Origin of the sequence: Salmonella sp. SAL00670 (genome assembly GCF_046552235.1) — a bacterium.
In the GTDB taxonomy this organism is placed as follows: Bacteria; Pseudomonadota; Gammaproteobacteria; order Enterobacterales; family Enterobacteriaceae; genus Salmonella; species Salmonella enterica.
Map to the genome: position 1 here is coordinate 45,626 of NZ_JBGDUO010000011.1, position 22,652 is coordinate 68,277.

Sequence of the window (22,652 nt, forward strand, 5' to 3'; positions counted from 1 at the left end):
GTCATTCTGCGGCTGATATTTCCTGACAGATTTCGCTGACGCCGGGCGACTTCCCTGACGGGAACCGGGGCTGTCATGCTGCGCACCGAGCCAGCTGCGCTGTCTCTGCCCGGCCCCTTCGGGGCAGCGGGTTTCCATCCCACTATCGCAACGTCAACGGCAGGCTTGCTGCGACCGTTCCGGTCACGCCGCCCCTGGCGCGCCGTTTCCTGCGCTTTTCGCACTCCGGCGGTAAGGCTGCCGGGCTGTAAGGCGCAACGCCGTTTCGCGTGCCGCGTCCCGACGTTGCGGCGGGTTCCTGCTCATCTCCGTTTCTGGTGCCGTTACCCGTTTAAGTCCCTGTCGCCGGGGGCTGATACAGCCACAACCCGCCGCACTGGCTGTCCAGGGTGAAATGAACAGCCCACAAAACTTTTTGCCGTAAAAGGCCGGCAAAAACTTTTGCGTTCTGCCCCGGACAGGTGCGTCGGGCCGTGGCAGTGATGCCCCTTGCGGCGAAGGTTCTCAAACGGGTGATGGCAGTACCAGAGGGAACAGAACAGCAGGTCCCCGCAAAACGTCAAAACCGCGGCTCCCGAAACTCAACGGGTGATGGTTTTTAAAGTCAAAACAACGCATTAAGGAGATTTATCATGGCAGCACGTGGCGTAAACAAAGTTATTCTGGTCGGTCATATCGGGCAGGACCCGGAAGTACGTTACATGCCCAACGGGGGCTCGGTGGCAAATCTTACCCTCGCCACGTCAGAAACATGGCGTGACAGGCAGGACGGGGAGATTCGCGAACACACCGAATGGCACCGTGTTGTCGTGTTTGGCAAGCTCGCTGAAATTGCCAGTGAATATCTGCGTAAAGGTGCTCAGGTCTACATCGAGGGCCAGTTACGCACCCGCAAATGGACCGATCAGTCCGGTCAGGACAAATACACTACCGAAGTGATCGTTAACGTGGGCGGCACCATGCAGATGTTCGGTCGCCACAACAGCCAGCCACAGCAGGAGCCTCAGACCCCACCTACGGCGGCCAAGGGAGAAGGCAAAGCGGTAAAAGGGGCGGGAAATGCAGCAAAAGGGAAAAACGCAGCAGCCGCCAGCGCAACCCGATCCGGCGTATGACTTCGACGATGATATTCCCTTTTGACTCGGTAAATTTTCACTGATGCCCCGTCTGACGGGGCTTATCCAGGAGAACACGATGACAGACAACATCATGATCCCACTGAAATCCCTGCCTGATGGCACGTTCACCCACGAACAGGCCGAAGCGGTGGCAGCACAGTATCAGAATGTCGCCATTGAAGACGATCAGGGGACGCACCTTCGCTTGGTTGTGCGTAAGGACGGCGAAATGGTCTGGCGGGGCTGGAATTTTGAACCGGGCGGCGAGTACTGGCTCAACCGCTGTATCGAAAGCCACGGTATCCGTAAAACGCAGTAAGCCGTAAGAGGTGCCGGACGGGAACACGTCCGGCAGATAATTATTAATATCATGAAGGAGTATCAATAATGTCAGTTACCAATTCTAATGCAAAATCCGCAGTAAAAACCAGCCGTAAGGCGAAAAACGCCGCCAGTGCCAGTAACACCGTATTGTCGGCGGTGCTGGCGCAGACCGAAGAACAACACGTACCGCTGTCCGCACTGGTCAAATCCCCGCAGAACGTGCGTATCGTGCCGTATTCCGCAGAGAGCGTCCGCGAACTGGCGGACTCTATTAAAGGGATTGGACTGCTCCAGAATCTGGTTGTTCACGCCCTCCCTGACGGCCTGTACGGTGTTGCCGCTGGCGGTCGCCGTCTGGCGGCGATGAATCTGTTGGCCACTGAGAACACGATCCACCCGGACTGGCCTGTCCGCGTGAAGGTTGTGCCGGATAATCTGGCGACCGCCGCTTCACTGACCGAGAACGGGCAGCATCTGGAAATGCACCCTGCCGAACAAATTGCGGGATTCCGCGCGATGGCAGCGGAAGGCAAAACTCCTGCACAGACTGGCGATCTGCTGGGCTATTCGCCCCGTCACGTACAGCGGATGCTGAAACTCGCGGGGCTGGCTCCGGTTATCCTGGAAGCGCTGGCTGCGGACAAAATCACCACGGAGCACTGTCAGGCGCTGGCGCTGGAGGACAATCCCGACAGTCAGGTGCAGGTGTACGAGGCGGCGTGTCGAGAGGGCTGGAACAATAAACCGGAAGTGCGCGTGATCCGTAATTTGATCACCGACAGTCAGGTTTCCACCCTCAACAACAGCAAATATACGTTTGTCGGTGAAAAAGCTTTCTCCGGCGATGAAATCCGCGCAGACCTGTTCAGCGACGAACAGGGCGGTTTTGTGGACAAACTGGCGCTGGATACGGCCCTGCTGGAAAAACTTCAGTGGGTGGCGGAGTGCCTGAAAGAGGCCGAGGGCTGGGCATGGTGCGCGGGACGGATGGAGCCTGTCAGCCGCTATGGTGAGGATACCGAAGTGTACCGTATTCAGGATGAGCCTGACGCGGTTTACACGGAGCAGGAACAGCAGCGCCTGGACGAGTTGCAGGAACTGTACGACGAAAACCAGACCGCCAGCGATGAAACCGACACGATGGAGTCAGAGATAGAGGCCATCGAATGCGCGGCACAACTCCGGGCATGGACGCTGGAAATGCGCGCACAGTCCGGCGTGGTGGTGTCATGGCGTCACGGTGAAATCTGTGTCCAGCGCGGGGTGAGCCTGCGTGAGCAGTCTGAAACGGAAGATGAACCCGTCAGGTTCCGGTATATGAGCGCCAACCGGAGCCTGTGGACGAAATCAGTGTTCCCCTGCTGACCAGAATGTGTGCAGAACGGACATTGTCGGTCCAGGCGGCACTGATGCAGCAGCCGGAAAAATCCCTGGCGCTTCTGGCATGGACGCTGTGTCTGAACGTGTTCAGCAGCGGCGCGTATAACCGACCCGCTCAAATCAGCCTGAACTGTAAGCATTACTCCCTGACAAAGGATGCGCCGTCCGGCGAGAGCGGTGTTGCGTTTGTGACGCTGTCGCAGGAGGGAAAACGTCTTGAAACGTTGCTACCGGAGGGCTGGACACAGGACTTCACCACCTTTTTCACCCTCAGCGCCAAAGACCTTACCGCCCTGCTCAGTTTCTGCACCGCATGCAGTCTTGACGGTATGCAGATGCGCGGCGCCGGAGGCACCACCCGCAGTCCGCTCGATAAGCTGGAAATCGCGCTCGCTTTCCATCTGCGCGACTGGTGGCAACCGACGAAGGCCGATTTCTTCACTGGCCTTAAAAAACCGCAAATCATCGCCGCGCTGAATGAGGCCGGACTGACAGGCGCGGCGCGGGATGCGGAGAAGATGAAGAAGGGTGATGCGGCTGAACTGGCAGAGGACAAAATGCGTGACAACCGTTGGGTGCCTGTCTGGATGCGCGCCCCTGATGCAGAAAACGACGTATCTGATACCGAAAACGGCAGTGCTGATGCAGACAGCCACCACACCCTGCCCGATGCAGCCTGATAACGGAGGCCGCCCTTCGGGGGCGGCAGCAAGGAGAAAATGATGCGTAACATTATTACCCCCGCTGTATTGAGTACAATGATCCCCCAGGAATTCGAAGACTGGCGCGACGGCGGCGAAGACCTGCGCCGTGACCTGACATGTCCCGCAGGCTGGGACATGAACGGCGAATATCGCAGTGAGTTTGGTGGTTTTTTCCCGGTGCAGATCCGTTTCACGCCATCCCGCGGCAATTTCAGCCTGGCGGTATGCAATCCCGGGGATATCAGCCCGTCCTGGATGGTGGTCTTTATTCCGGTCAGCGGTCGCCCGTTCTCTGTTATCCGCACGCTGCCAGCCTGGTCGCCGGAGGTTATCACGCATACACTCAGCCAGGTGGCTCACCTTGATGCCGATGGTTACAGTCAGGCCAGCATCATCAGCGTTCTGGCGATGGAGGGGGCAGCATGATCCACTCTTCACACGCCCTGGTTACCCTGAAGCCAGCCCGTCAGGCGGCATTACAGGCCATTCTGACGGTGGAAGAATCCCGCCGCCGTGGAGCACGTCTGCCCGCCCTGCCACATGCGCGTACTTTTTTGCGCGTGCTGAGCGGCAGCAGCCGGATTAACACGACAGTGGCACAGCGTATTCCCGGCCTGAACTGGGAGCCGAAGAACCGGCTGACCAGCCTGAAACAGGTGGAAGAGGCGCTGGACCGCCTCATCTCCAGCCACGGGGAGTATTGCCCGCTACCACTCTCCGTGGATGTGCAGGCCGAACTGTTCCCGGAGGTGATACACGCGCGCACAGATCGCCGGATGCAGCGTGAGAAAATCGCCTTCAACCGCAAAATGCGCCGGGAGGAAAAAGCGCTGGAACATGCCTGGCTGCTGCGCCAGAACCTGCTGGAGCAGGCCATGACGTAGCTTAACTTTCAGTCGCCGGAAACCATCAATACCTGGTATACGCGCTGGGCTGACGAGTTTGACGCGCGGGAGCTGGCGCAGGGGTTCTGGCAGTGGCGGACGCGGTTTACCTCGCTGACGTCGCTGGACTGGCTGCGCGACAGTGATGAGCCGCTGTACAACGTGATGTATGAAATCCGGTTCATCGTCCGTGAAAACCCGGTATATGTGCGCGAGGCCGAATGTTGGCAGGTACCCAACAAGCTGACGAACCGGAGGCCCGGGCGACTTCCCTGATAAAGCCCGTCTGGAAACGCAGACCGCCCGGCTGATGGACCAGCTGGAGGTACAAATCCGGCTCATCCCGGTGGCAACGCCGCCATTGCAGCAAAAAGTGGATGAGATAGCACAGATGCTTCACCTGATGGCGCAGTTTGCCGGAGCTGAACTCAGGAAGTGACCCGGATGGCGGGGAATATCCCCGCCCCGTTATCGAAAGGAGATATCATGCGTAACTTTGAATCTACTGAAAGATGGTGGAAAAAATGAAAAGCCAGCTGGTAGCCGCTGCTGATCGTGCGGCCATGAGTGTCGCGTATGGTCAGGAAGCCGCAGATCATTACGGTATTCAGTATGGTTTTATCCGGTCTGTACGTGCCTGGATCACCGGCTTCACCGAGGGGATTAAAGGGGAACGTTGTTGAATAACACCCTCTTTTGTTACTTGAGTGTTAACGGAAATGGCGGTGTCTCCGGTCACTGCTTTTTCTTCAGAATTTTTTCATTAATTATATAAGGAATACGTTATGAGACTCGCTTCCCGTTTTGGTAGACAGAATTCCATTCGTCGTGAGAGTCCTTTGGCTGACGCTGAATTAATGCAGACTGTGCCTTCAGTTTTTTCCGGAGACAAACATGAATCCCGGAGCGAACGTTATACTTATATTCCAACCATTAATATCATCAACAGGTTACGTGAGGAAGGTTTTCAGTCGTTCTTTGCCTGCCAGAATCGTGTACGTGATTTAAGTCGCCGGGAATACAGTAAACATATGCTGCGTTTTCGTCGTGAATGACAGATTAATGGGAAAGAGGTTCCGGAAATTATTTTGCTCAATTCTCATGACGGTTCGTCAAGTTATCAGATGGTTCCCGGGCTGTTCAGATTTATCTGTACAAATGGACTGGTATGCGGATCATTTTGGTGAAATACGTGTGCCACACAAGGGAGATATTGTTGGGCAGGTGATTGAGGGGGATTATGAGGTTATGGGGATCTTCGATAAAGCTACCGAAAATATGGAGTTAATGAAGTCAGTGATACTTAATCAGGATGAGCAATATCTGTTTGGTAAAGCGGCACTGACTGTCAGATATGAGGACGAAAATAAAATCCCTGTTTCTCCTGAATAAATAATTACTCCACGTCGTCGGGAGGATAAACAAAATGACCTGTGGACAACATATCAGCGTGTACAGAAGAATATGATGAAGAGTGGGTTACCCGGCAGGAATGCCCCGGAAAAAATACCCGGATCAGGGCAGTTACCGGTATTAATGGTGATATCCGGTTAAACAAGGCGCTGTGGATGATTGCTGAACAGTTTCGTGAATGTAAGTCATAATAACATAAGTAAAGCCCCGAAAATTTTTCGGGGCTTTACTTATGTTATTCTTCCCGGACATTGTCAGATTGTCTGTAACATCCCATTTTAATCAACAGACTTCATCGTTTTCTGTCATTTATGTGCCAGCGATAAAAACGGATCTGACAGGGTGGAAGAAGATATGATAACGGGTTCCCGTTTCGCGGGATTCCGGGCAGTCAGTATTACATTTCTGTGTTTATTCCATTCTGCTATGCGGCATAAAAAATATATGGGTTTCGGTTGATAATATTATCCCTTCTTCTGCTTGCCGGATACAAAAAGGGGATCATCGGGCGGGAGTCTGCCTGGTTTTACTTTGTTTTATCGCGATCCAGATTCGGTGTACATCAGTCGCATAGTCCAGACGACGCGCATCCTGAAGGGGAGTCTTTTTAAATCCGGCGTTGTACGCTCCGACTGCTGTCCAGGATACCCCCCACTTTCTGAATGCGATTGCCAGATAATAAGCTCCGGTGTAAATATTCAGGCAGGGATCGGAGACAAGTTGTTCCGGTTTTATTCCATAACGAGCCAGTTCTTTAAAGTGCTGAGAGTCAACCTGCATTAATCCCGAGCCATATCCCGTAACCGGGTTAATACCGACGGCATTAACCCGGTTACGGGATTCCTTCCATGAAATCGCCCGCAGTAAATCCGGATCTATTTTATAGTCTCTCCCGGCCAGATCAAAACAGTCAGCGGCATGGACTACCGTGCTCATTAATACCAGGAGGACAGACAGGAGCCATTTATACATTAATTTGCCTCTTGCGTAGTCATCCGGTAATAACTTAACCCACTCCAGCTCCATACTCAACAAATTTGCCGTCCTCACCACCAAAAGCACCACACCCCACGCAAAATTAAAATTTTGCTGATTTGTTTTTAGTAACAGTGAGTTATGTTCATAATAATGTAATTTAATTTATTTTAATGTATTAAATAGCGGTGCAGACACGTCGCCGGCACCGCTATGACGACGCTATACAGGGGTAGTACTGACTATTTTTATAAAAAACATTGCATTATATCAGGGGCGCTGCTAGCGTCGCTGTGCCTGTTTTTAAGTAACACCCATGGGGGCGCTGCCAGGGGTGTTACCCCTTACAGAGTGCTCCTGAATCCGGAGTTTATAATGTTCTTATTCGTTGCGGAAAAAAAGGTGATAGTGAATGGCTAAAGTCAATGTATATATAAGTAATGAGGTACACAATAAAATAACTGCTATTGTGGAAAAACGACGCCAGGAAGGGGCGAGAGATAAAGATATCAGTTTTTCTGGTACATCTTCGATGTTGCTGGAATTAGGGCTTCGTGTCTATGAGGCACAAATGGAGCGTAAGGAGTCGCCATTTAATCAGACAGAATTCAATAAAGTATTACTTGAAAATGTACTTAAAACACAGTCATCCGTAGCCAAAATTTTAGGTATAGGATCTCTCAGCCCTCATGTCGCCGGAAATCCAAAGTTTGAATATGCAAATATGGTTGAAGATATCAAAGAAAAAGTATCTTCAGAGATGGAAAGATTTTTCCATGAAAATGAAGAATAATAGCGGGATTAAATCCTGATTTAGTTTAAATAAAAGTATGTTGATCTATAAAAATATAGTGACAAATTAAGGCTGAAAACAATATAGTGTCTTTGTAGTTAACGCTACGTTAAAAAAACAAGTTAAATCGCCGATACAGGGAGCTGTCACTCCCTGCATCGACTGTCCATAGAATCCTTTGAGGAGGTTCCTATGTGTCCGACGGATCGTAGAGAAAGAACACTCGCCAGTCAATCTGTAAATAAATACATTCTGAGTATTCAGGATATCTATAAAAACTCACCAGTCCCTGTTTGCGTCCGTAATCAAAGTCGGAAAATCATTTACGCAAATGGAGCCTTTATTGAACTCTTCTCTAAAGAGGATCAGCCTCTTTCGGGAGATAGTTATAATCGTTATGGGGTTGAAGTTTTTCTGTCATCCCTAGAACTTGAATGTCAGTCGCTTGGACATGGAGCTGCTTTTTGCCGGCGTTTTAATTTTCATGGGGAAATTTATCAGATAAGAATGGAGAATATTTCATTCGATAATAATGAGATAATTGTGTTGTGGCAGATAAATTTATTTCCAGATCATCCATTTTTTTCTCCTGACACAAAAACTAAAAATTTGTCTCTCTCAGGAACTGAATCATTCTGGAACGAACTGTCCCCCGGAACTTTGCTTGTTTTTTCTTTTTATACATTAGGAGTTAGTCACGCAAATATAGCTAAAGAATTAGGTATTACTATCAGAGCATCAGAAGACAGAATCAAACCTGTTAAGCGTAAAATTAAAAGGAATTATGAATCTTTCGATTCATTCAGAATATCATGTATTTCTAAAGGTAAAATAATATCATTGATAGACATTATTCGTGAATTTTATTGTGTTAAGTAAATGTTAATTAAGGCACGCCATTTTTGGCGTGTTTTTTTTTGCCGTTTTCCGTGTAATCATAAGTTTATTAGTCGTGTAAGCAGAGGTGAATTTGTGAGGAGGAGAAACGCAAGAGAGGGGATAAGTCGAACTGTCTCAGTGTATCTCGATGAAGATACGAATAACCGTCTTATCAGGGCTAAAGATCGGAGTGGAAGAAGTAAAACAATAGAAGTTCAGATTCGTCTGAGGGATCATCTGAAACGATATCCGGATTTCTATAATGAAGAAATTTTCAGGGAGGTAATTGAAGAAACAGAGTCCACATTTAAAGAGATTTAACTTTCATATTCATAGTTGATATTACTCAAAAGAGGAACCATATGAGCGCTATTTTAAGTGTTCAGGGTGCTTCTGCGCCCGTTAAAAAGAAATCGTTTCTGTCTACGTTCACACGTCTGAACCTGCTGAAACTTGCCCGCGCAGTGATCCCGGCGGCAGTACTGATGTTCTTTTTCCCGCAACTGGCAATGGCTGCCGGCGGTTCGCAGGACCTGATGGCCAGCGGTAACGGTACGGTCAAGGCGACATTTGGTAAGGATTCCAGCGCCGTCAAGTGGGTTATTCTCGCGGAAGTGCTGGTCGGTGCCGTGATGTACATGATGACCAAGAACGTCAAATTCCTGGCGGGTTTTGCCATCATCTCGGTCTTTATTGCCGTTGGTATGGCTGTCGTCGGCCTCTGACAGGAAATAAGACCATGTCGGGAGACGAGAATAAACTCAGGAAATATCGTTTCCCGGAAACACTGACCAACCAGAGCCGCTGGTTTGGCCTGCCGGTGGATGAATTAATTCCTGCTGCTGTCTGTATTGGCTGGGGATTAATGACATCAAAACAACTTTTCGGCATCAGCGCTGCGGTTCTGGTTTATTTCGGGATAAGAAAACTGAAAAAAGGGCGGGGAAGCTCCTGGCTGCGTGACCTGATTTACTGGTATATGCCGACAGCCCTGCTTCGCGGTATTTTTCATAACGTTCCCGATTCGTGTTTCCGGCAGTGGATTAAGTAATCATTATTCCGGGATGAGTATATGGAACACGGCGCCCGTTTAAGTACCAGCCGCGTACTGGCAATAAGTTTTATTTTTATGGCCCTGCTGATTGTGCTCAGTCTGGCCGTGAATGTCATTCAGGGTATTAATAACTACCGGCTGCAGAATGAGCAACGCACGGCGGTCACTCCTATGGGATTTAACGCGCCCTTTGCGGTGTCACAGAACAGTGCCGATGCCTCTTATTTACAGCAGATGGCGCTGTCGTTTATTGCCCTGCGTCTGAATGTGTCGTCAGAAACCGTCGACGCGTCACACCAGGCACTTCTGCAATATATTCGTCCGGGCGCACAGAACCAAATGAAAGTCATTCTGGCAGAAGAAGCGAGACGAATTAAGGCCGACAACGTTAACTCCGCTTTTTTCCAGACCAGTGTCAGGGTCTGGCCACAGTATGGCCGCGTGGAAATTCGCGGTGTGCTGAACACCTGGATTGGAGATTCAAAACCGTTTACCGACATCAAACATTACATTCTTATTCTGAAACGGGAAAACGGCGTGACCTGGCTGGATAATTTCGGGGAAACTGACGATGAGAAAAAATAAGCCGTATAAGCCATTTTTACTGGCGGCCGGATGGTTATTTTCCGGTCTGGTGATGGCGTCGGGTTCCGGTACGCTGGCCCCGGTGGTGGTGTCCCTGGCTAACGGCGGTCAGGCGAACATTGCTGTCAGCAACACCGACCCGAACCTGTTTACGGTACCGGGTGACCGTATCACTGCGGTCAGCGGTCTGGACGGCATGCTGACAAACAGTGAGCAGACAGGCACGGGCGGCGTGGTGGTGGCCACGGTCAGTAAAAAGCCGTTCACCTTCATTCTGGAGACGGAGCGCGGGCTGAACTTTTCCGTCCGGGCCGTCCCCCGGGCCGGTGCCGGACGCACCGTACAACTGGTCAGCGACCTGCGCGGAACCGGGGAGGAGGCTGGCGCATGGGAAACGGCCACCCCTTATGAATCCCTGCTGGTTGCCGTCAGCCAGGCAGTTCGTGGAGGCACGCTGCCTGCCGGCTGGTATCAGATCCCCGTCACGAAAGAAGCGCTGCAGGCCCCGGCCGGTTTGTCTGCACGGGCTGACGCTGTGTGGACCGGCAATCACCTGAAACTGGTACGGTTTGCTGTGGAAAATAAAATGCCGTCAGCCCTGAACATCAGGGAAAGTGATTTCTGGCAGCCCGGAACCCGCGCCGTGATGTTCAGCCAGCCCGTCAGCCAGATACTGGCCGGCGCACGAATGGACGTGTACGTCATCCGTGACGGGGAGGGCAACTGATGGCGAGCATCAATACGGTTGTAAAGCGTAAACAGTACATCTGGCTGGGGATTGTTGCGGTGGGGGCTGCCGCTGCCATTGGCGGAGGCCTTTACCTGTCTGACGTCGACATGAGTGGCAACGGGACGGCCGCAGAGCAGGAGCCGGTACCGGATATGACCGGGGTGGTGGACACGACCTTTGATGACAAAGTTCGTCAGCATGCCACCACGGAAATGCAGGTGACGGCGGCGCAGATGCAGAAACAGTACGACGAAATCCGCCATGAGCTGGATGTTCTGAATAAGCAGCGCGGTGACGACCAGCGTCGTATTGAGAAGCTGGGGCAGGACAACGCCGCCCTGGCCGAACAGGTGAAGGCCCTGGGAGCGAACCCGGTGACGACCACAGGAGAGCCCGTGCCGCATACACCTGCCTCACCGCCCGGTCCGGAAGGAGAACCTCAGCCGGGTAATACGCCGATGACCTTCCCGCCACAGGGAGCCGTTCCTCCGCCAACCGCTTTTTATCCGGGGAATGGCGTCACGCCTCCGCCACAGGTGACATACCAGTCCGTGCCGGTGCCGAACCGTATACAGCGTAAAACGTTCAGCTATGACGCTGCCGCGAAGAAAGGTCCCTCCCTGCCGTATATCCCGTCCGGGAGTTTTGCAAAAACCATGCTGATCGAAGGAGCGGATGCCAATGCCTCCGTCACCGGTAATGAATCGACGGTCCCTATGCAGTTGCGCATTACCGGCCCGGTGGAGATGCCGAACAGTAAAACATATGACCTGACAGGGTGCTTTGTGGGTCTGGAGGCTTGGGGGGATGTGTCCAGTGAACGCGCGATAGTACGTACCCGTAATATCAGCTGCCTGAAGGACGGCAAAACCATCGACATGCCGGTTAAGGGACATGTCAGCTTCCGTGGAAAGAACGGCATCAAAGGTGAAGTGGTGATGCGTAATGGCAAAATCCTCGGCTGGGCGTGGGGCGCCGGTTTTGTGGACGGTATCGGCCAGGGGATGGAGCGGGCATCCCAGCCGGCGGTGGGGCTGGGGGCCACTGCGACTTACGGCGCGGGCGATGTGTTCAGAATGGGGATTGGTGGTGGTGCATCGAAAGCGGCACAGACACTCAGTGATTATTACATCAAACGTGCCGAGCAGTATCACCCGGTGATCCCGATTGGTGCCGGTAATGAAGTGACCGTGGTGTTTCAGGACGGTTTTCAGCTGAAAACCGTGGAAGAAATGGCACAGGAGCAGGCCCGTCACCGGAAGGAGGATGAAAATGCGGAAAGCCCGGTGCCTGTACCTCCGTCAGTCGACAGCCATATGAACGGCTTTAACACCGACCAGATGCTGAAGCAGCTGGGTGACCTGAATCCACAGCAGTTTATGTCCGGCAGCCAGGGAGGACATGTAAATGGGAAATAACCGGCTGAACAACCTGAAGGGACGTGCCGTTTTATATCGTATTGCCGGTCTTCTGCGCTGGCTGATATGGGGCGTGAAATATGCCGTTATCTGGCCGCTGGCCACAACAGCCATTGTTGTCATTCTGCTCTTCCGGACGGGGGATACCACGCCGGGACAACAGATGGCGCAGGAAATCGGACGGGTGAGGGCAATGGCCCCGTCCGGGATGTTTCCGGTCCGGGACTGCCCTGACCCGGCTTTCACGGTGTCGTCACCTGTACCGCTGAATCTGACGGAAAACTGTCCGCTAAAAATAACCGGCGCGGAAGAATACGCGGCAGATATCGACCAGTCCCTGTCGCAAACGGGATGGCTGTTATGGGGGATGCTGGCGCTGTTGTATACCGCGGTGGCAGTAATGATCGGAGACCGGCCGTACCGTCACAATCCACTGACATATGCGTATGACACAGCGACAAACAACCTGAAGTATATTGATAAAGAAAACGAAATCCGGACTTTAAAAGAAAATACAAACGGGCAGGTTTCTTATTCTGGTAATAAAGAGGCTAAAAAAGAGGGTGATAAAAATGAACATACGTAATGTTATTTCAGTTCCTGATGAACCCGTGCAGGATGATTTTGTGAAATATGTTATCAGTAACTACACTACAAAAATAATACTCTCCGGTCGCCGGGAATATAATTTCTCACGACAGGAATATAATTTTTCAGTTACCGGAATGCCTGGCGCAGGGAAAACATGTGTTCTGTCTGAATTAATCAAAAAGCTGCTGCGTGAGAATAAGAAAGGGGCGAAATCATGAACCGGATTTCATGCCTGATCTCTTTCTGTGGCGCGCTTCTGCTGTCCGGATGCGCCGGAACGAACTCCGACTTTGAATGTACCGCCACCACGTCAGACACCTGTATGACGATGGAGCAGGCCAATGAAAAAGCGAAAAGACAGGAGCAACCTGAGACGGTAAAGCCGGGTGCGGTATCACTGCCGCGCCTGGCTGAGGGTAACTTTCGCACGACGCCGGTACAGGCAGTCAGTACCGTCACTCTACCCGTCGCAAAGACCGTGGCCGCCCCGCGTTCCGGGCAGAAACCGCCGGCACCACACCCGCTGTTTACGGCTGCCCGGGAGGTGAAACCGGTGGCGGCTGTCAGTACGGTCTCTCCTGTGGTGCCGCCCCGTCCACTGAGAACCGGGGAGCAGACGGCGGCGTTATGGATAGCGCCCTATATTGACAGCCAGGATATTTACCATCAGCCGTCCGGCGTATTTTTTGTCATTAAACCGTCCGTGTGGGGAAAGCCACGGATTAATTAACTGACGCGTCAGTCAGATATCAGCCGGCAATGCCGGCCGGCTTTCTGTATTCAAAACCTGCCTGTAAAACGAGTGCCCTGTGCGTGAAAAGGGACGGGCGGTAGCGTGTCAGAACGTGTCAGGAGACATATTCCATGATCGATGAAGCCGATGAGGCATATTCAGTGACAGAACAACTGACCGTGACGGGAATAAACCGGATACGGCAGAAAGTAAACCGTAAAGGTATTCCGGTTTACCGGTGTGAAGCATGCGGTAATCCCATTCCGGAGGCGCGGCGAAAAATATTTCCTGGCGTGACGTTGTGTGTCGAATGCCAGTCTTTTCTGGAAAAACAGGGCAGGCATTATGCATAAATCAGACGCTGAAAAAATGGAATCCATTATTGATAAACATGACCGGATATACCGACGACAGGTTCGGGTATTTAAAAACCTGGGCTTCCTCTCAATAATTACCGCCGTACTGAGTGTGATTACTGCGTTATTCAGTACCTCCCTGCTCCTGAAATACACGCTGTGTGTCGTGATATGCGTTTGTCTGATTTATCTGGTTTTTATGTTCTTCTGCCTGGACAGGTATATCGCGCTCAGTCGTCAGACACTGCTGTGGCTGTTGCGCCGGGTGGAAGATACCGCAGACGTTCGCCGGGAGCTGCTCCGCCGCCTGCTGTCCGGGAAAACGCTGACTGGACGGGATGAAGACGACATCCTGCGTCTCTGGTGGGAGAGCAGTAATGAAGTGGAGGAGCTTGCAACCCGTCAGCGTGAACAGGATGCCATCCGGAAGTTTGTCGGCGGGGATAAATCAGAATGAAGGTTTATCTGCAGCGTTACGGCGTGGCCGGTTTTCTCCTGGTGTACTGGAGTCTTTCCTTTGTGAATGAATATTTCCTGCATGAGCATCCGCTTTCTGCTGAATCCTGGAAGTGGATGAGATTACAGGCGCTGCTGGTAACAGGCTCTGTTGTGGTGACCGTGTTGCGGCTTTTTCTCCTGAACTCCGTGGTGCGCCGGGAGGCAACGGCCATCATGACCGGGGGCGCTGCAGGTCTTCATGTTTTTGCTCTGCTGGCTCCTTCCGTCTGGTTGTTTTATCAGTGGCAGTGGAACGGACTGTTTCTTCTGCAGTGGCAGGGAGCAGTCTTCCTGTTCTGTCTGTTCGCGCTTCCCGTTTCAACATTCTGTTTTTCTTAAGGTTAAGGTGTTCGTGTGAAGAACCTGCTTGATACTGTCACTCAGGCGGCCAACTCGCTGCTGACCGCGCTGAAGCTGCCGGATGAATCGGCACAGGCCAATCAGATCCTCGGCGAGATGAGCTTCCCGCAGTTCAGCCGTCTGCTGCCGTACCGGGACTATAACCAGGAGTCCGGCCTGTTCATGAATGACGCCACGATGGGCTTTATGCTGGAAGCCACGCCTGTCAACGGCGCTAACGAGACCATTGCGCTCTCCCTTGACCATCTGCTGCGTACCAAACTGCCGCGCGGGATACCCCTGTGTGTCCACCTGATGTCCAGCCAGCTGGTCGGGGAGCGTATTGAGTACGGGCTGAGGGAGTTCTCCTGGTCCGGTGAGCAGGCGGAGCGGTTCAACGCCATCACCCGCGCCTACTACATGAAAGCCGCAGAGACTCACTTTCCGTTACCGGAAGGAATGAACCTGCCCCTGACCCTGCGCCATTACCGGGTGTTCATCTCATACTGCGCGCCCTCCAGAAAAAAAAGCCGGGCCGATATCCTGGAGATGGAAAACCTGGTGAAGATTATCCGGGCTTCCCTGCAGGGGGCATACATCAGCACACAGACCGTTGATGCGAAGGCATTTATTAATATTGTCGGGGAGATGATTAATCACAATCCGGAATCCCTCCATCCGACCCGGCGCCGGCTGGACCCGTATTCCGACCTGAATTACCAGTGCGTGGACGACTCCTTTGACCTGAAGGTCAGGCAGGATTACCTGACGCTGGGACTGCGCGATAACGGGAAAAACAGCACCGCGCGCATCATGAGTTTTCATCTGGCCCGTAACCCGGAAATCGCCTTCCTGTGGAACTCGGCGGATAATTACAGCAATCTGCTGAACCCGGAGCTGTCCATCTCCTGTCCGTTCATTCTGACGCTGACCCTGGTGGTGGAAGACCAGGTGAAGACCCACAGCGAAGCGAACCTGAAGTACATGGATCTGGAGAAGAAGTCGAAGACCTCCTACGCCAAATGGTTCCCGTCCGTGGAGAAGGAAGCGAAGGAGTGGGGAGACCTGCGCCAGCGCCTGGCGTCGAACCAGTCCTCGGTGGTGTCCTACTTTTTCAATATCACGGCGTTCTGCCGCGACAACAAGGAAACGGCGCTGGAAACGGAGCAGGATATCCTGAACAGTTTCCGTAAAAACGGTTTTGAGCTGATTTCGCCGCGCTTTAACCACATGCGTAATTTTCTGGCCTGCCTGCCCTTTATGGCCGGGAAGGGACTGTTTAAGCAGCTGAAGGAAGCCGGTGTGGTGCAGCGGGCGGAGAGCTTCAATGTGGCCAACCTGATGCCCCTGGTGGCGGATAACCCGCTGACGCCCGCCGGGCTGCTGGCTCCGACCTACCGTAACCAGCTGGCCTTTATTGATATTTTCTTCCGGGGAATGAACAACACCAACTACAACATGGCGGTCTGCGGAACTTCCGGGGCGGGCAAGACCGGGCTGATACAGCCGCTTATCCGCAGCGTGCTGGATTCCGGCGGCTTTGCAGTGGTGTTTGACATGGGGGACGGGTACAAGTCCCTGTGCGAAAATATGGGCGGGGTGTACCTGGACGGGGAGACCCTGCGTTTTAACCCCTTCGCCAATATCACCAATATTGACCAGTCGGCCGAACGTATCCGCGACCAGTTGTCGGTGATGGCCAGCCCCAACGGCAACCTTGACGAAGTCCATGAGGGCCTGTTGCTGCAGGCGGTCAGGGCAGCCTGGCTGACAAAAAAGAACCGGGCGCGTATTGATGACGTGGTGGATTTTCTGGAAAACGCCCGCACGAGCGAACAGTATGCGGAGTCACCCGGTATCCGCAGCCGCCTGGATGAAATGATTGTCCTGCTGAACCAGTACACGGCAGCAGGCACTTACGGCAGATACTTCAACTCCGATGAACCCTCCCTGCGCGATGATGCCAGGATGGTGGTGCTGGAGCTGGGTGGCCTGGAAGACCGCCCGTCCCTGCTGGTTGCGGTGATGTTTTCCCTGATTATCTACATCGAAAACCGGATGTACCGCACGCCGCGTAACCTCAAAAAGCTGAACGTGATCGACGAAGGCTGGCGTCTGCTGGACTTCAAAAACCGCAAGGTCGGGGACTTCATCGAAAAAGGCTACCGTACTGCCCGCCGTCACACCGGCGCGTATATCACCATCACGCAGAATATCGTCGACTTTGACTCCGACAAGGCGTCCAGCGCCGCCCGCGCGGCATGGGGTAACTCTTCCTACAAAATTATCCTCAAACAGAGCGCCAAAGAATTCGCGAAATACAACCAGCTGTATCCGGATCAGTTCCCGCAGCTACACCGGGAGATGATTGAGAAATTTGGCGCCGCGAAAGACCAGTGGTTCAGCTCGTTCCTGCTGCAGGTGGAAAACCATTCCTCCTGGCACCGTCTGTTTGTCGACCCGCTCAGCCGCGCCATGTACAGCTCGGACGGTCCTGATTTTGAGTTTGTACAGCAGAAGCGGAAAGAGGGGCTGAGTATTCACGAGGCGGTCTGGCAGCTGGCGTGGAAAAAGTCAGGACCGGAGATGGCCTCGCTGGAGGCCTGGCTGCAGGAGCATGAGACATTCAGGGGAACTTATGAGTACAAAGCAGAAACAGACTGACGGCACGGGAGCGCGTAAGCGTGACGGGCTGTGGATGATACCGGGATGCCTGGGGATGGTGGTACTTAACGCCGCCATCAGTTACGGGATAGTCCGGCTGAACACGCCGGTGACGGTGGCATTCAACATGAAACAGACCGTGGATGCGTTTTTTGACAGCGCCGGCCAGAAAAAACTGACGGAAGCGCAGTCGAAAGCGTTGTCCGGGCGCTTTAATGCGGCCCTGGAGGCCAGCCTGCAGGCGTGGCAGCGGGAGCACCATGCCGTCATTCTGGTTTCACCGGCGGTGGTACAGGGCGCGCCGGATATCACCCGGGAGATCCAGCAGGATATTGCCCGGCGTATGAGGGCAGAGCCGTGAAATGGCGGGGGCTGACAGCCCTGCTGATATGGGGGCAGAGCGTGGCGGCCGCAGACCTGGGCACCTGGGGCGATCTGTGGCCGGTGCAGGAGCCGGACATGCTGGCGGTGATTATGCACCGGCTGGAAGCCCTGCAGCAGTCCGGTGAGATGGGCCGCCGGATGGAGGCCTTTAAGGAGCGGGTGATCCACAACAGCCTGCGACCGCCTGCGGTGCCGGGTATCGGGCGCGCGGAGAAATACCGCAGCCGGCTGTTTGATCCGTCGGTCAGACTGGCGGCCGATATCCGGGATAACGAAGGACGGGTGTTTGCCCGTCAGGGGGAGGTGATGAATCCGCTGCAGTATGTGCCCTTTAACCAGACGCTGTATTTCATTAACGGCGATGATCCGGAACAGGTGTCGTGGATGAAACGCCAGACGCCGCCGACGCTGGAGAGCAAAATTATTCTGGTGCAGGGCAGTATCCCTGAGATGGAGAAGGCGCTGGACAGCCGGATTTACTTTGACCAGAACGGGGTGCTGTGTCAGCGCCTCGGGATCGACCAGGTGCCGGCCAGGGTGACGGCCGCAAAAGACGGGCGTTTCCTGAAAGTGGAATTTATTCCGGCGGAGGACGGCAGAAAATGAAACGGTATCTGTGGCTGTGTGTACTGATTCTGCTGGCCGGTCATGTCCCCACGGTATCGGCTGATGCGGCCTGTGAAAGTCGTTTTGTAAACCCGATCACGGATATCTGCTGGAGCTGCATCTTTCCGCTGTCGCTGGGCAGTACAAAAGTGAGTCAGGGAAAGCTGCCGGATACGGCCAATCCCTCAATGCCGCTCCAGTTCTGTCCGGCGCCGCCGCCCATTTTTAAGCGTCCCGGACTGGCGATTGGCTACTGGGAGCCAATGGCGCTGACGGACGTCACCCGCTCTCCGGGCTGCATGGTGAATCTGGGGTTCAGCCTGCCGGCCTTCGGGAAAACGGCACAGGGTACGGCGAAGAAGGAGGATAAACAGGTGAACGGGGCGTTCTACCACGTTCACTGGTACAAATACCCGCTCACGTACTGGCTGAATATCATCACGTCGATGGGGTGTCTGGAGGGCGGTGACCTGGACATTGCGTACCTCTCCGAAATCGACCCCACGTGGACGGACAGCAGCCTGACCAGCATTCTCAATCCGGAAGCGGTAATTTTTGCCAATCCCATAGCCCAGGGGGCCTGCGCGGCAGATGCCATTGCCAGCGCCTTCAATAAACCGCTGGATGTCCTGTTCTGGTGTGCAGGCTCTCAGGGCTCCATGTATCCGTTTAACGGCTGGGTGAGTAACGAATCCAGTCCGCTGCAGTCCTCCCTGCTGGTCAGTGAGCGGATGGCCTTCAAACTGCACCGGCAGGGGCAAATTATGGAGACCATCGGGCAGAATACCGCCGTCTGCTTTGAATATCCGTCGCCCATTCTCCCTAAAGAGCGCTGGCGTTATCAGATGGTGAACATGTATCCGGACAGCGGGCAGTGCCACCCGTTCGGGCGCAGTGTGATGCGCTGGGAAACCGGGAAAAATCCACCCAACACGAAGAAGAACTTTGGCTATCTGATGTGGCGTAAGCGCAACTGTGTATTTCTGTAAACCGATACCGAAGAGAGGGTGTTTATGCGAATTATTTATAAGAGACAGCATTATCTGTCCGTTATCAGGTGGGGGGCGGTTGCTGTCGTGCAGGTCCTGAATGAGAGTGTAAAACTGTTTCCGTTTGCGCTGGTGATGTTTGCGCTGATGGCTTTTTATTTTCTTCCGGAACGCATCATCTCTGATGTTGTTAATTCGTGGATGGAAACAGACACGACCGGAAAAATATCGCTCATCAGACTTTACCTGGAAGTGACATTTATGCTGTCCCTCGCGTCTTCTTCTCTTTTATTTATGTACCGGGGAAAGCGATGCATAGGAAAATAAAATACCTGGCCGGACTGATTATGGTCATAAGCGGGACGGTATCAGCCGGCGGAGTCGCTAATACCCCTGAAAACCGCCAGTTCCTGAAGCAGCAGGAGGAACTGAGCCGGCAGTTGCGCGACCGGCCTGATGCTGAACTGAAAGCGTGGGCAGACCGGCAGATTCAGGCGAATCCTCTGGTGCAGTCAGACCGGCATTTCCTGGATGACCTTGCCCGAAAGCAGCAGACTTCTCAGGCGGATAAACCGGAGCAGGGCGCGGTGTACTTTATCTCGTTTTCCATTTCGGAAGAGGGGCTGAAGCGCATGCTGGGCGAAACCCGTCGCTACGGTATTCCGGCCACGCTGCGGGGAATGCGGGATAACGACCTGAAAGCCACGGCAGATGCCGTTCTGTCCCTGGTAAAGGATGGGGCAACAGATGGTGTGCAGATTGACCCGACGCTGTTCACGAAATATGACATCCGCAGCGTACCGACTCTGGTGGTGTACTGCCGACAGGGATATGACGTTATCCGGGGCAATCTGCGGGTGAAGCAGGCGCTGGAGAAAGTGGTCACCGCCGGGGACTGCAGGCAGGTGGCTGCCGGATTACTTGATGGTGCCGGAGATAAACCGCAATGACATTCCCTGCGGAATAAACAGCAGGAAGGAGATGTTATGGCGCTGACCAGAAAACAGCGGGAAAGATTGCGTATGAAATTCGGCGGCCGCTGTGCTTACTGCGGCTGTGAACTGCCGGAGAAAGGATGGCATGCCGACCACGTTCAGGCAGTGCTCCGCAAATCAGAGCGGTGCATGAAGGCGGCAGAGAAAGGCATTTTCAGACTGAAATCCACCGGTGACGTTTTCAGGCCGGAGGCCGACTGTCCGGAAAACATCTTCCCGTCCTGTGCGCCGTGCAATTTGCTGAAAACGACATATTCGCTGGAGATGTTCAGAAAACAGGTCTCCCTGCAGGTTGTGCGGGGGCGCCGGAGCAGCGTTAACTTCCGGACAGCAGAGCGTTTTGGGCTGATTAGTGTGGTGAATAAACCGGTTGTTTTCTGGTTTGAGCAATACGAGGGGGAGAATAAATGAAACGTATGTTACCTCTGTTTCTGCTTCTGGCAGCCGGCCAGGCACAGGCTGACAGTAACAGTGATTATCGTGCGGGTTCAGATTTTGCCCATCAGATCAAAGGCCAGGGCACCGGCAGTATCCGGAATTTTAATCCGCAGGAGAGTATACCCGGCTATAACGCGAATCCGGATGAAACGAAATATTACGGTGGCGTGACCGCCGGCGGTGACAGTGGGCTGAAGAATGACGGCACGACGCAGTGGGCCACAGGCGAAACCGGTAAAACCATTACAGAATCGTTCATGAACAAGCCCAAAGATATTCTGTCACCGGATGCGCCGTTTATTGAAAAAGGAAGGGATGTGGTGAACCGTGCCGACAGTATTGTGGGAAATACCGGGCAGCAGTGCAGCGCGCAGGAGATTAACCGCAGCGAATTCACGAATTATACCTGTGAACGCGACACCACTGTGGAGGAATACTGTACCCGGACGGCCACCATCACCGGCGACTGGAGAGAGACAACAGAGGTCAGAACCTATACCCTCACCGCCTTTAGTTTCAGCCGTTCCGGTAAGCAGATCGTTTTCAGCGTAACCGTGCCGGAAGCGGGTACGATAAGCAGCGCCAGCCTGAATGTGATCACACAGAATTATCTGTGGAATTCCCGTGCCGGCTTTATGAATACCATCTTCAACATGACGTGGGGCAGTACCATTACACTGGGTGGCGCGACGGGAATGATGCTGAGTAAGGGCCAGATTCTGAGCGGGACAAGCTGCAGCGGGAACGGTAGCTGTACCGGGACGCTGGATGACCGCATTTTTAACGAACTGACCAGCGGGAGGACGACGTTCACGCTGACACTGGTGATGCAGGTAAAGGACCGGGAGTGGATACCCCGGGTGGAGTGGGTGGAAAGCTGCCCGTTTAATAAAGCGGATGGCGTGCTGAAAGGCACAGAATGCTCAAAGCCAGGTGGTACGAAAACCGGGGTGATGGAAGGAAAACCCTGGAGCCTGACGGAGGCCTGCTGGGCATACCGCGATAAATATGTCACCCAGTCTGCGGACAACGGCACCTGCCAGGCGTATGTGGACAATCCGGCCTGTACTCTTGCCACCCGGCAGTGCGCGTTTTATTCCGGTGAGGGCACCTGCCTGCATGAGTACGCCACGTACTCCTGTGAGTCGAAAACGTCAGGAAAGGTCATGATTTGTGGCGGGGATGTGTTCTGCCTCGATGGGGAATGCGATAAGGCGCAGAGCGGAAAGAGCAATGATTTTGGCGAGGCGGTATCGCAACTGGCGGCGCTGGCGGCGGCAGGTAAAGATGTCGCGGCCCTGAACGGTATTGACGTCCGTGCATTCACCGGACAGGCGAAATTCTGTAAGAAGGCCGCAGCCGGGTACAGCAACTGCTGTAAGGACAGTGGCTGGGGGCAGGATATCGGTCTGGCTAAATGCAGTAGTGACGAAAAAGCTCTGGCCAAAGCAAAAACGAACAAACTGACGGTCAGTGTCGGGGAATTCTGTTCGAAAAAGGTACTGGGTGTCTGTCTGGAGAAGAAACGCAGCTACTGCCAGTTTGATTCGAAGCTGGCGCAGATAGTCCAGCAGCAGGGGCGCAACGGCCAACTGCATATCAGCTTCGGCAGTTCAAAACATCCTGACTGCCGGGGTATCACCGTGGACGAACTGCAGCAGATTAAATTCGACCAGCTGGACTTCACGAACTTCTACGAAGACCTGATGAATAACCAGAAAATCCCGGACAGTGGCGCGCTGACGGAGAAGGTGAAAGAACAAATTGCAGACCAACTCAGGCAGGCCGGAAAATAAGGACAG

At 53.6% G+C, this 22,652-nt stretch carries 27 protein-coding genes and 4 pseudogenes; 30 read left to right on the plus strand and 1 reads right to left on the minus strand.

Annotation, left to right across the window (positions count from 1 at the left end):
* Nucleotides 1-632: 632 nt before the first annotated feature.
* The 8 genes and pseudogenes from ACLJRS_RS22270 (at nt 633) to ACLJRS_RS22305 (ending at nt 6,014) form a co-directional block, all read left to right on the plus strand.
* Nucleotides 633-1,140, plus strand: a pseudogene (locus ACLJRS_RS22270) (single-stranded DNA-binding protein SSB2).
* Between the two features lie 54 nt (nt 1,141-1,194).
* A complete protein-coding gene (locus ACLJRS_RS22275; RefSeq protein WP_000131519.1) occupies nt 1,195-1,437 on the plus strand; it encodes a DUF905 domain-containing protein in 243 nt (80 codons plus the stop codon).
* A gap of 68 nt (nt 1,438-1,505) precedes the next feature.
* Nucleotides 1,506-3,502 (plus strand): annotated as a pseudogene (locus ACLJRS_RS22280) (ParB/RepB/Spo0J family partition protein).
* 39 nt (nt 3,503-3,541) lie between these two features.
* The gene (gene psiB, locus ACLJRS_RS22285) at nt 3,542-3,952 is read left to right on the plus strand and encodes a conjugation system SOS inhibitor PsiB (protein ID WP_077915589.1); all 411 of its coding nucleotides are present in this window, start codon (nt 3,542-3,544) and stop codon (nt 3,950-3,952) included.
* Nucleotides 3,949-4,686, plus strand: a pseudogene (locus ACLJRS_RS22290) (plasmid SOS inhibition protein A). The gene psiB and the pseudogene ACLJRS_RS22290 overlap by 4 nt, the downstream one beginning before the upstream one ends.
* Nucleotides 4,687-4,720: 34 nt before the next feature.
* Nucleotides 4,721-4,849: a hypothetical protein gene (locus ACLJRS_RS22295; RefSeq protein WP_261765804.1), complete on the plus strand. Its 129-nt coding sequence runs from the start codon at nt 4,721-4,723 to the stop codon at nt 4,847-4,849.
* 85 nt (nt 4,850-4,934) lie between these two features.
* Entirely contained in the window at nt 4,935-5,093 is a 159-nt protein-coding gene (locus tag ACLJRS_RS22300) for a hypothetical protein (protein WP_172657517.1), read from the plus strand.
* 102 nt (nt 5,094-5,195) lie between these two features.
* Nucleotides 5,196-6,014, plus strand: a pseudogene (locus ACLJRS_RS22305) (DUF932 domain-containing protein).
* A 310-nt stretch (nt 6,015-6,324) separates the two neighbouring features.
* On the opposite strand, the gene ACLJRS_RS22310 reads toward ACLJRS_RS22305, so the two are convergent.
* Nucleotides 6,325-6,795: a transglycosylase SLT domain-containing protein gene (locus tag ACLJRS_RS22310; protein ID WP_015056628.1), complete on the minus strand. Its 471-nt coding sequence runs from the start codon at nt 6,793-6,795 to the stop codon at nt 6,325-6,327.
* 415 nt (nt 6,796-7,210) lie between these two features.
* Between ACLJRS_RS22310 and traM the strand changes: the two genes are divergently transcribed.
* The 22 genes from traM (at nt 7,211) to traN (ending at nt 22,646) form a co-directional block, all read left to right on the plus strand.
* The gene (gene traM, locus ACLJRS_RS22315) at nt 7,211-7,591 is read left to right on the plus strand and encodes a conjugal transfer relaxosome DNA-binding protein TraM (protein WP_001151546.1); all 381 of its coding nucleotides are present in this window, start codon (nt 7,211-7,213) and stop codon (nt 7,589-7,591) included.
* A gap of 192 nt (nt 7,592-7,783) precedes the next feature.
* Complete coding sequence (locus ACLJRS_RS22320) at nt 7,784-8,470, plus strand: PAS domain-containing protein (RefSeq protein ID WP_000336297.1); 687 nt, start codon at nt 7,784-7,786, stop codon at nt 8,468-8,470.
* A 93-nt stretch (nt 8,471-8,563) separates the two neighbouring features.
* A complete protein-coding gene (gene traY / locus ACLJRS_RS22325; protein WP_001676655.1) occupies nt 8,564-8,791 on the plus strand; it encodes a conjugal transfer relaxosome protein TraY in 228 nt (75 codons plus the stop codon).
* 41 nt (nt 8,792-8,832) lie between these two features.
* On the plus strand, nt 8,833-9,195 hold the full coding sequence (traA, locus tag ACLJRS_RS22330; protein WP_001274202.1) for a type IV conjugative transfer system pilin TraA: 363 nt from the start codon (nt 8,833-8,835) through the stop codon (nt 9,193-9,195).
* A gap of 14 nt (nt 9,196-9,209) precedes the next feature.
* Nucleotides 9,210-9,521, plus strand: a complete 312-nt coding sequence (gene traL / locus ACLJRS_RS22335) for a type IV conjugative transfer system protein TraL (protein WP_000012129.1) — start codon at nt 9,210-9,212, stop codon at nt 9,519-9,521.
* A gap of 21 nt (nt 9,522-9,542) precedes the next feature.
* Nucleotides 9,543-10,109 carry a type IV conjugative transfer system protein TraE gene (gene traE / locus ACLJRS_RS22340; RefSeq protein WP_031608623.1) on the plus strand — a complete coding sequence of 189 codons (567 nt, stop codon included), beginning with the start codon at nt 9,543-9,545 and terminating at the stop codon, nt 10,107-10,109.
* Nucleotides 10,096-10,836, plus strand: a complete 741-nt coding sequence (gene traK, locus ACLJRS_RS22345) for a type-F conjugative transfer system secretin TraK (protein ID WP_001230719.1) — start codon at nt 10,096-10,098, stop codon at nt 10,834-10,836. Before traE ends, traK begins: the two co-directional genes overlap by 14 nt.
* Nucleotides 10,836-12,257 carry an F-type conjugal transfer pilus assembly protein TraB gene (gene traB, locus ACLJRS_RS22350; RefSeq protein WP_031608622.1) on the plus strand — a complete coding sequence of 474 codons (1,422 nt, stop codon included), beginning with the start codon at nt 10,836-10,838 and terminating at the stop codon, nt 12,255-12,257. The genes traK and traB overlap by 1 nt, the downstream gene beginning before the upstream one ends.
* Nucleotides 12,247-12,843 carry a conjugal transfer pilus-stabilizing protein TraP gene (gene traP, locus ACLJRS_RS22355; RefSeq protein ID WP_047593686.1) on the plus strand — a complete coding sequence of 199 codons (597 nt, stop codon included), beginning with the start codon at nt 12,247-12,249 and terminating at the stop codon, nt 12,841-12,843. The genes traB and traP overlap by 11 nt, the downstream gene beginning before the upstream one ends.
* On the plus strand, nt 12,821-13,066 hold the full coding sequence (locus ACLJRS_RS22360; protein WP_077915562.1) for a DUF2689 domain-containing protein: 246 nt from the start codon (nt 12,821-12,823) through the stop codon (nt 13,064-13,066). Before traP ends, ACLJRS_RS22360 begins: the two co-directional genes overlap by 23 nt.
* Complete coding sequence (gene traV, locus ACLJRS_RS22365; protein ID WP_031608477.1) at nt 13,063-13,578, plus strand: type IV conjugative transfer system lipoprotein TraV; 516 nt, start codon at nt 13,063-13,065, stop codon at nt 13,576-13,578. Before ACLJRS_RS22360 ends, traV begins: the two co-directional genes overlap by 4 nt.
* 134 nt (nt 13,579-13,712) lie before the next feature.
* Nucleotides 13,713-13,934 carry a conjugal transfer protein TraR gene (gene traR, locus ACLJRS_RS22370; RefSeq protein WP_031608476.1) on the plus strand — a complete coding sequence of 74 codons (222 nt, stop codon included), beginning with the start codon at nt 13,713-13,715 and terminating at the stop codon, nt 13,932-13,934.
* Nucleotides 13,927-14,394 (plus strand): hypothetical protein, encoded by a 468-nt coding sequence (locus ACLJRS_RS22375; protein ID WP_000549562.1) that lies wholly within the window; start codon nt 13,927-13,929, stop codon nt 14,392-14,394. The genes traR and ACLJRS_RS22375 overlap by 8 nt, the downstream gene beginning before the upstream one ends.
* On the plus strand, nt 14,391-14,774 hold the full coding sequence (locus ACLJRS_RS22380) for a hypothetical protein (RefSeq protein ID WP_031608475.1): 384 nt from the start codon (nt 14,391-14,393) through the stop codon (nt 14,772-14,774). Before ACLJRS_RS22375 ends, ACLJRS_RS22380 begins: the two co-directional genes overlap by 4 nt.
* Nucleotides 14,775-14,789: 15 nt before the next feature.
* Nucleotides 14,790-17,438 (plus strand): type IV secretion system protein TraC, encoded by a 2,649-nt coding sequence (gene traC, locus ACLJRS_RS22385; RefSeq protein ID WP_031608474.1) that lies wholly within the window; start codon nt 14,790-14,792, stop codon nt 17,436-17,438.
* Nucleotides 17,413-17,799 carry a type-F conjugative transfer system protein TrbI gene (gene trbI, locus ACLJRS_RS22390; RefSeq protein WP_000105164.1) on the plus strand — a complete coding sequence of 129 codons (387 nt, stop codon included), beginning with the start codon at nt 17,413-17,415 and terminating at the stop codon, nt 17,797-17,799. Before traC ends, trbI begins: the two co-directional genes overlap by 26 nt.
* Nucleotides 17,796-18,428 (plus strand): type-F conjugative transfer system protein TraW, encoded by a 633-nt coding sequence (traW, locus tag ACLJRS_RS22395; RefSeq protein WP_000871995.1) that lies wholly within the window; start codon nt 17,796-17,798, stop codon nt 18,426-18,428. The genes trbI and traW overlap by 4 nt, the downstream gene beginning before the upstream one ends.
* The gene (traU, locus tag ACLJRS_RS22400) at nt 18,425-19,417 is read left to right on the plus strand and encodes a conjugal transfer pilus assembly protein TraU (RefSeq protein ID WP_000833319.1); all 993 of its coding nucleotides are present in this window, start codon (nt 18,425-18,427) and stop codon (nt 19,415-19,417) included. Before traW ends, traU begins: the two co-directional genes overlap by 4 nt.
* An 18-nt stretch (nt 19,418-19,435) precedes the next feature.
* Nucleotides 19,436-19,744 carry a hypothetical protein gene (locus ACLJRS_RS22405; protein WP_077916535.1) on the plus strand — a complete coding sequence of 103 codons (309 nt, stop codon included), beginning with the start codon at nt 19,436-19,438 and terminating at the stop codon, nt 19,742-19,744.
* On the plus strand, nt 19,729-20,367 hold the full coding sequence (trbC, locus tag ACLJRS_RS22410; RefSeq protein ID WP_031608472.1) for a type-F conjugative transfer system pilin assembly protein TrbC: 639 nt from the start codon (nt 19,729-19,731) through the stop codon (nt 20,365-20,367). Before ACLJRS_RS22405 ends, trbC begins: the two co-directional genes overlap by 16 nt.
* A gap of 36 nt (nt 20,368-20,403) precedes the next feature.
* Complete coding sequence (locus ACLJRS_RS22415) at nt 20,404-20,823, plus strand: HNH endonuclease (RefSeq protein ID WP_080068578.1); 420 nt, start codon at nt 20,404-20,406, stop codon at nt 20,821-20,823.
* Nucleotides 20,820-22,646, plus strand: a complete 1,827-nt coding sequence (gene traN / locus ACLJRS_RS22420; RefSeq protein ID WP_031608471.1) for a type-F conjugative transfer system mating-pair stabilization protein TraN — start codon at nt 20,820-20,822, stop codon at nt 22,644-22,646. The genes ACLJRS_RS22415 and traN overlap by 4 nt, the downstream gene beginning before the upstream one ends.
* The last annotated feature ends 6 nt before the right edge of the window (nt 22,647-22,652 follow it).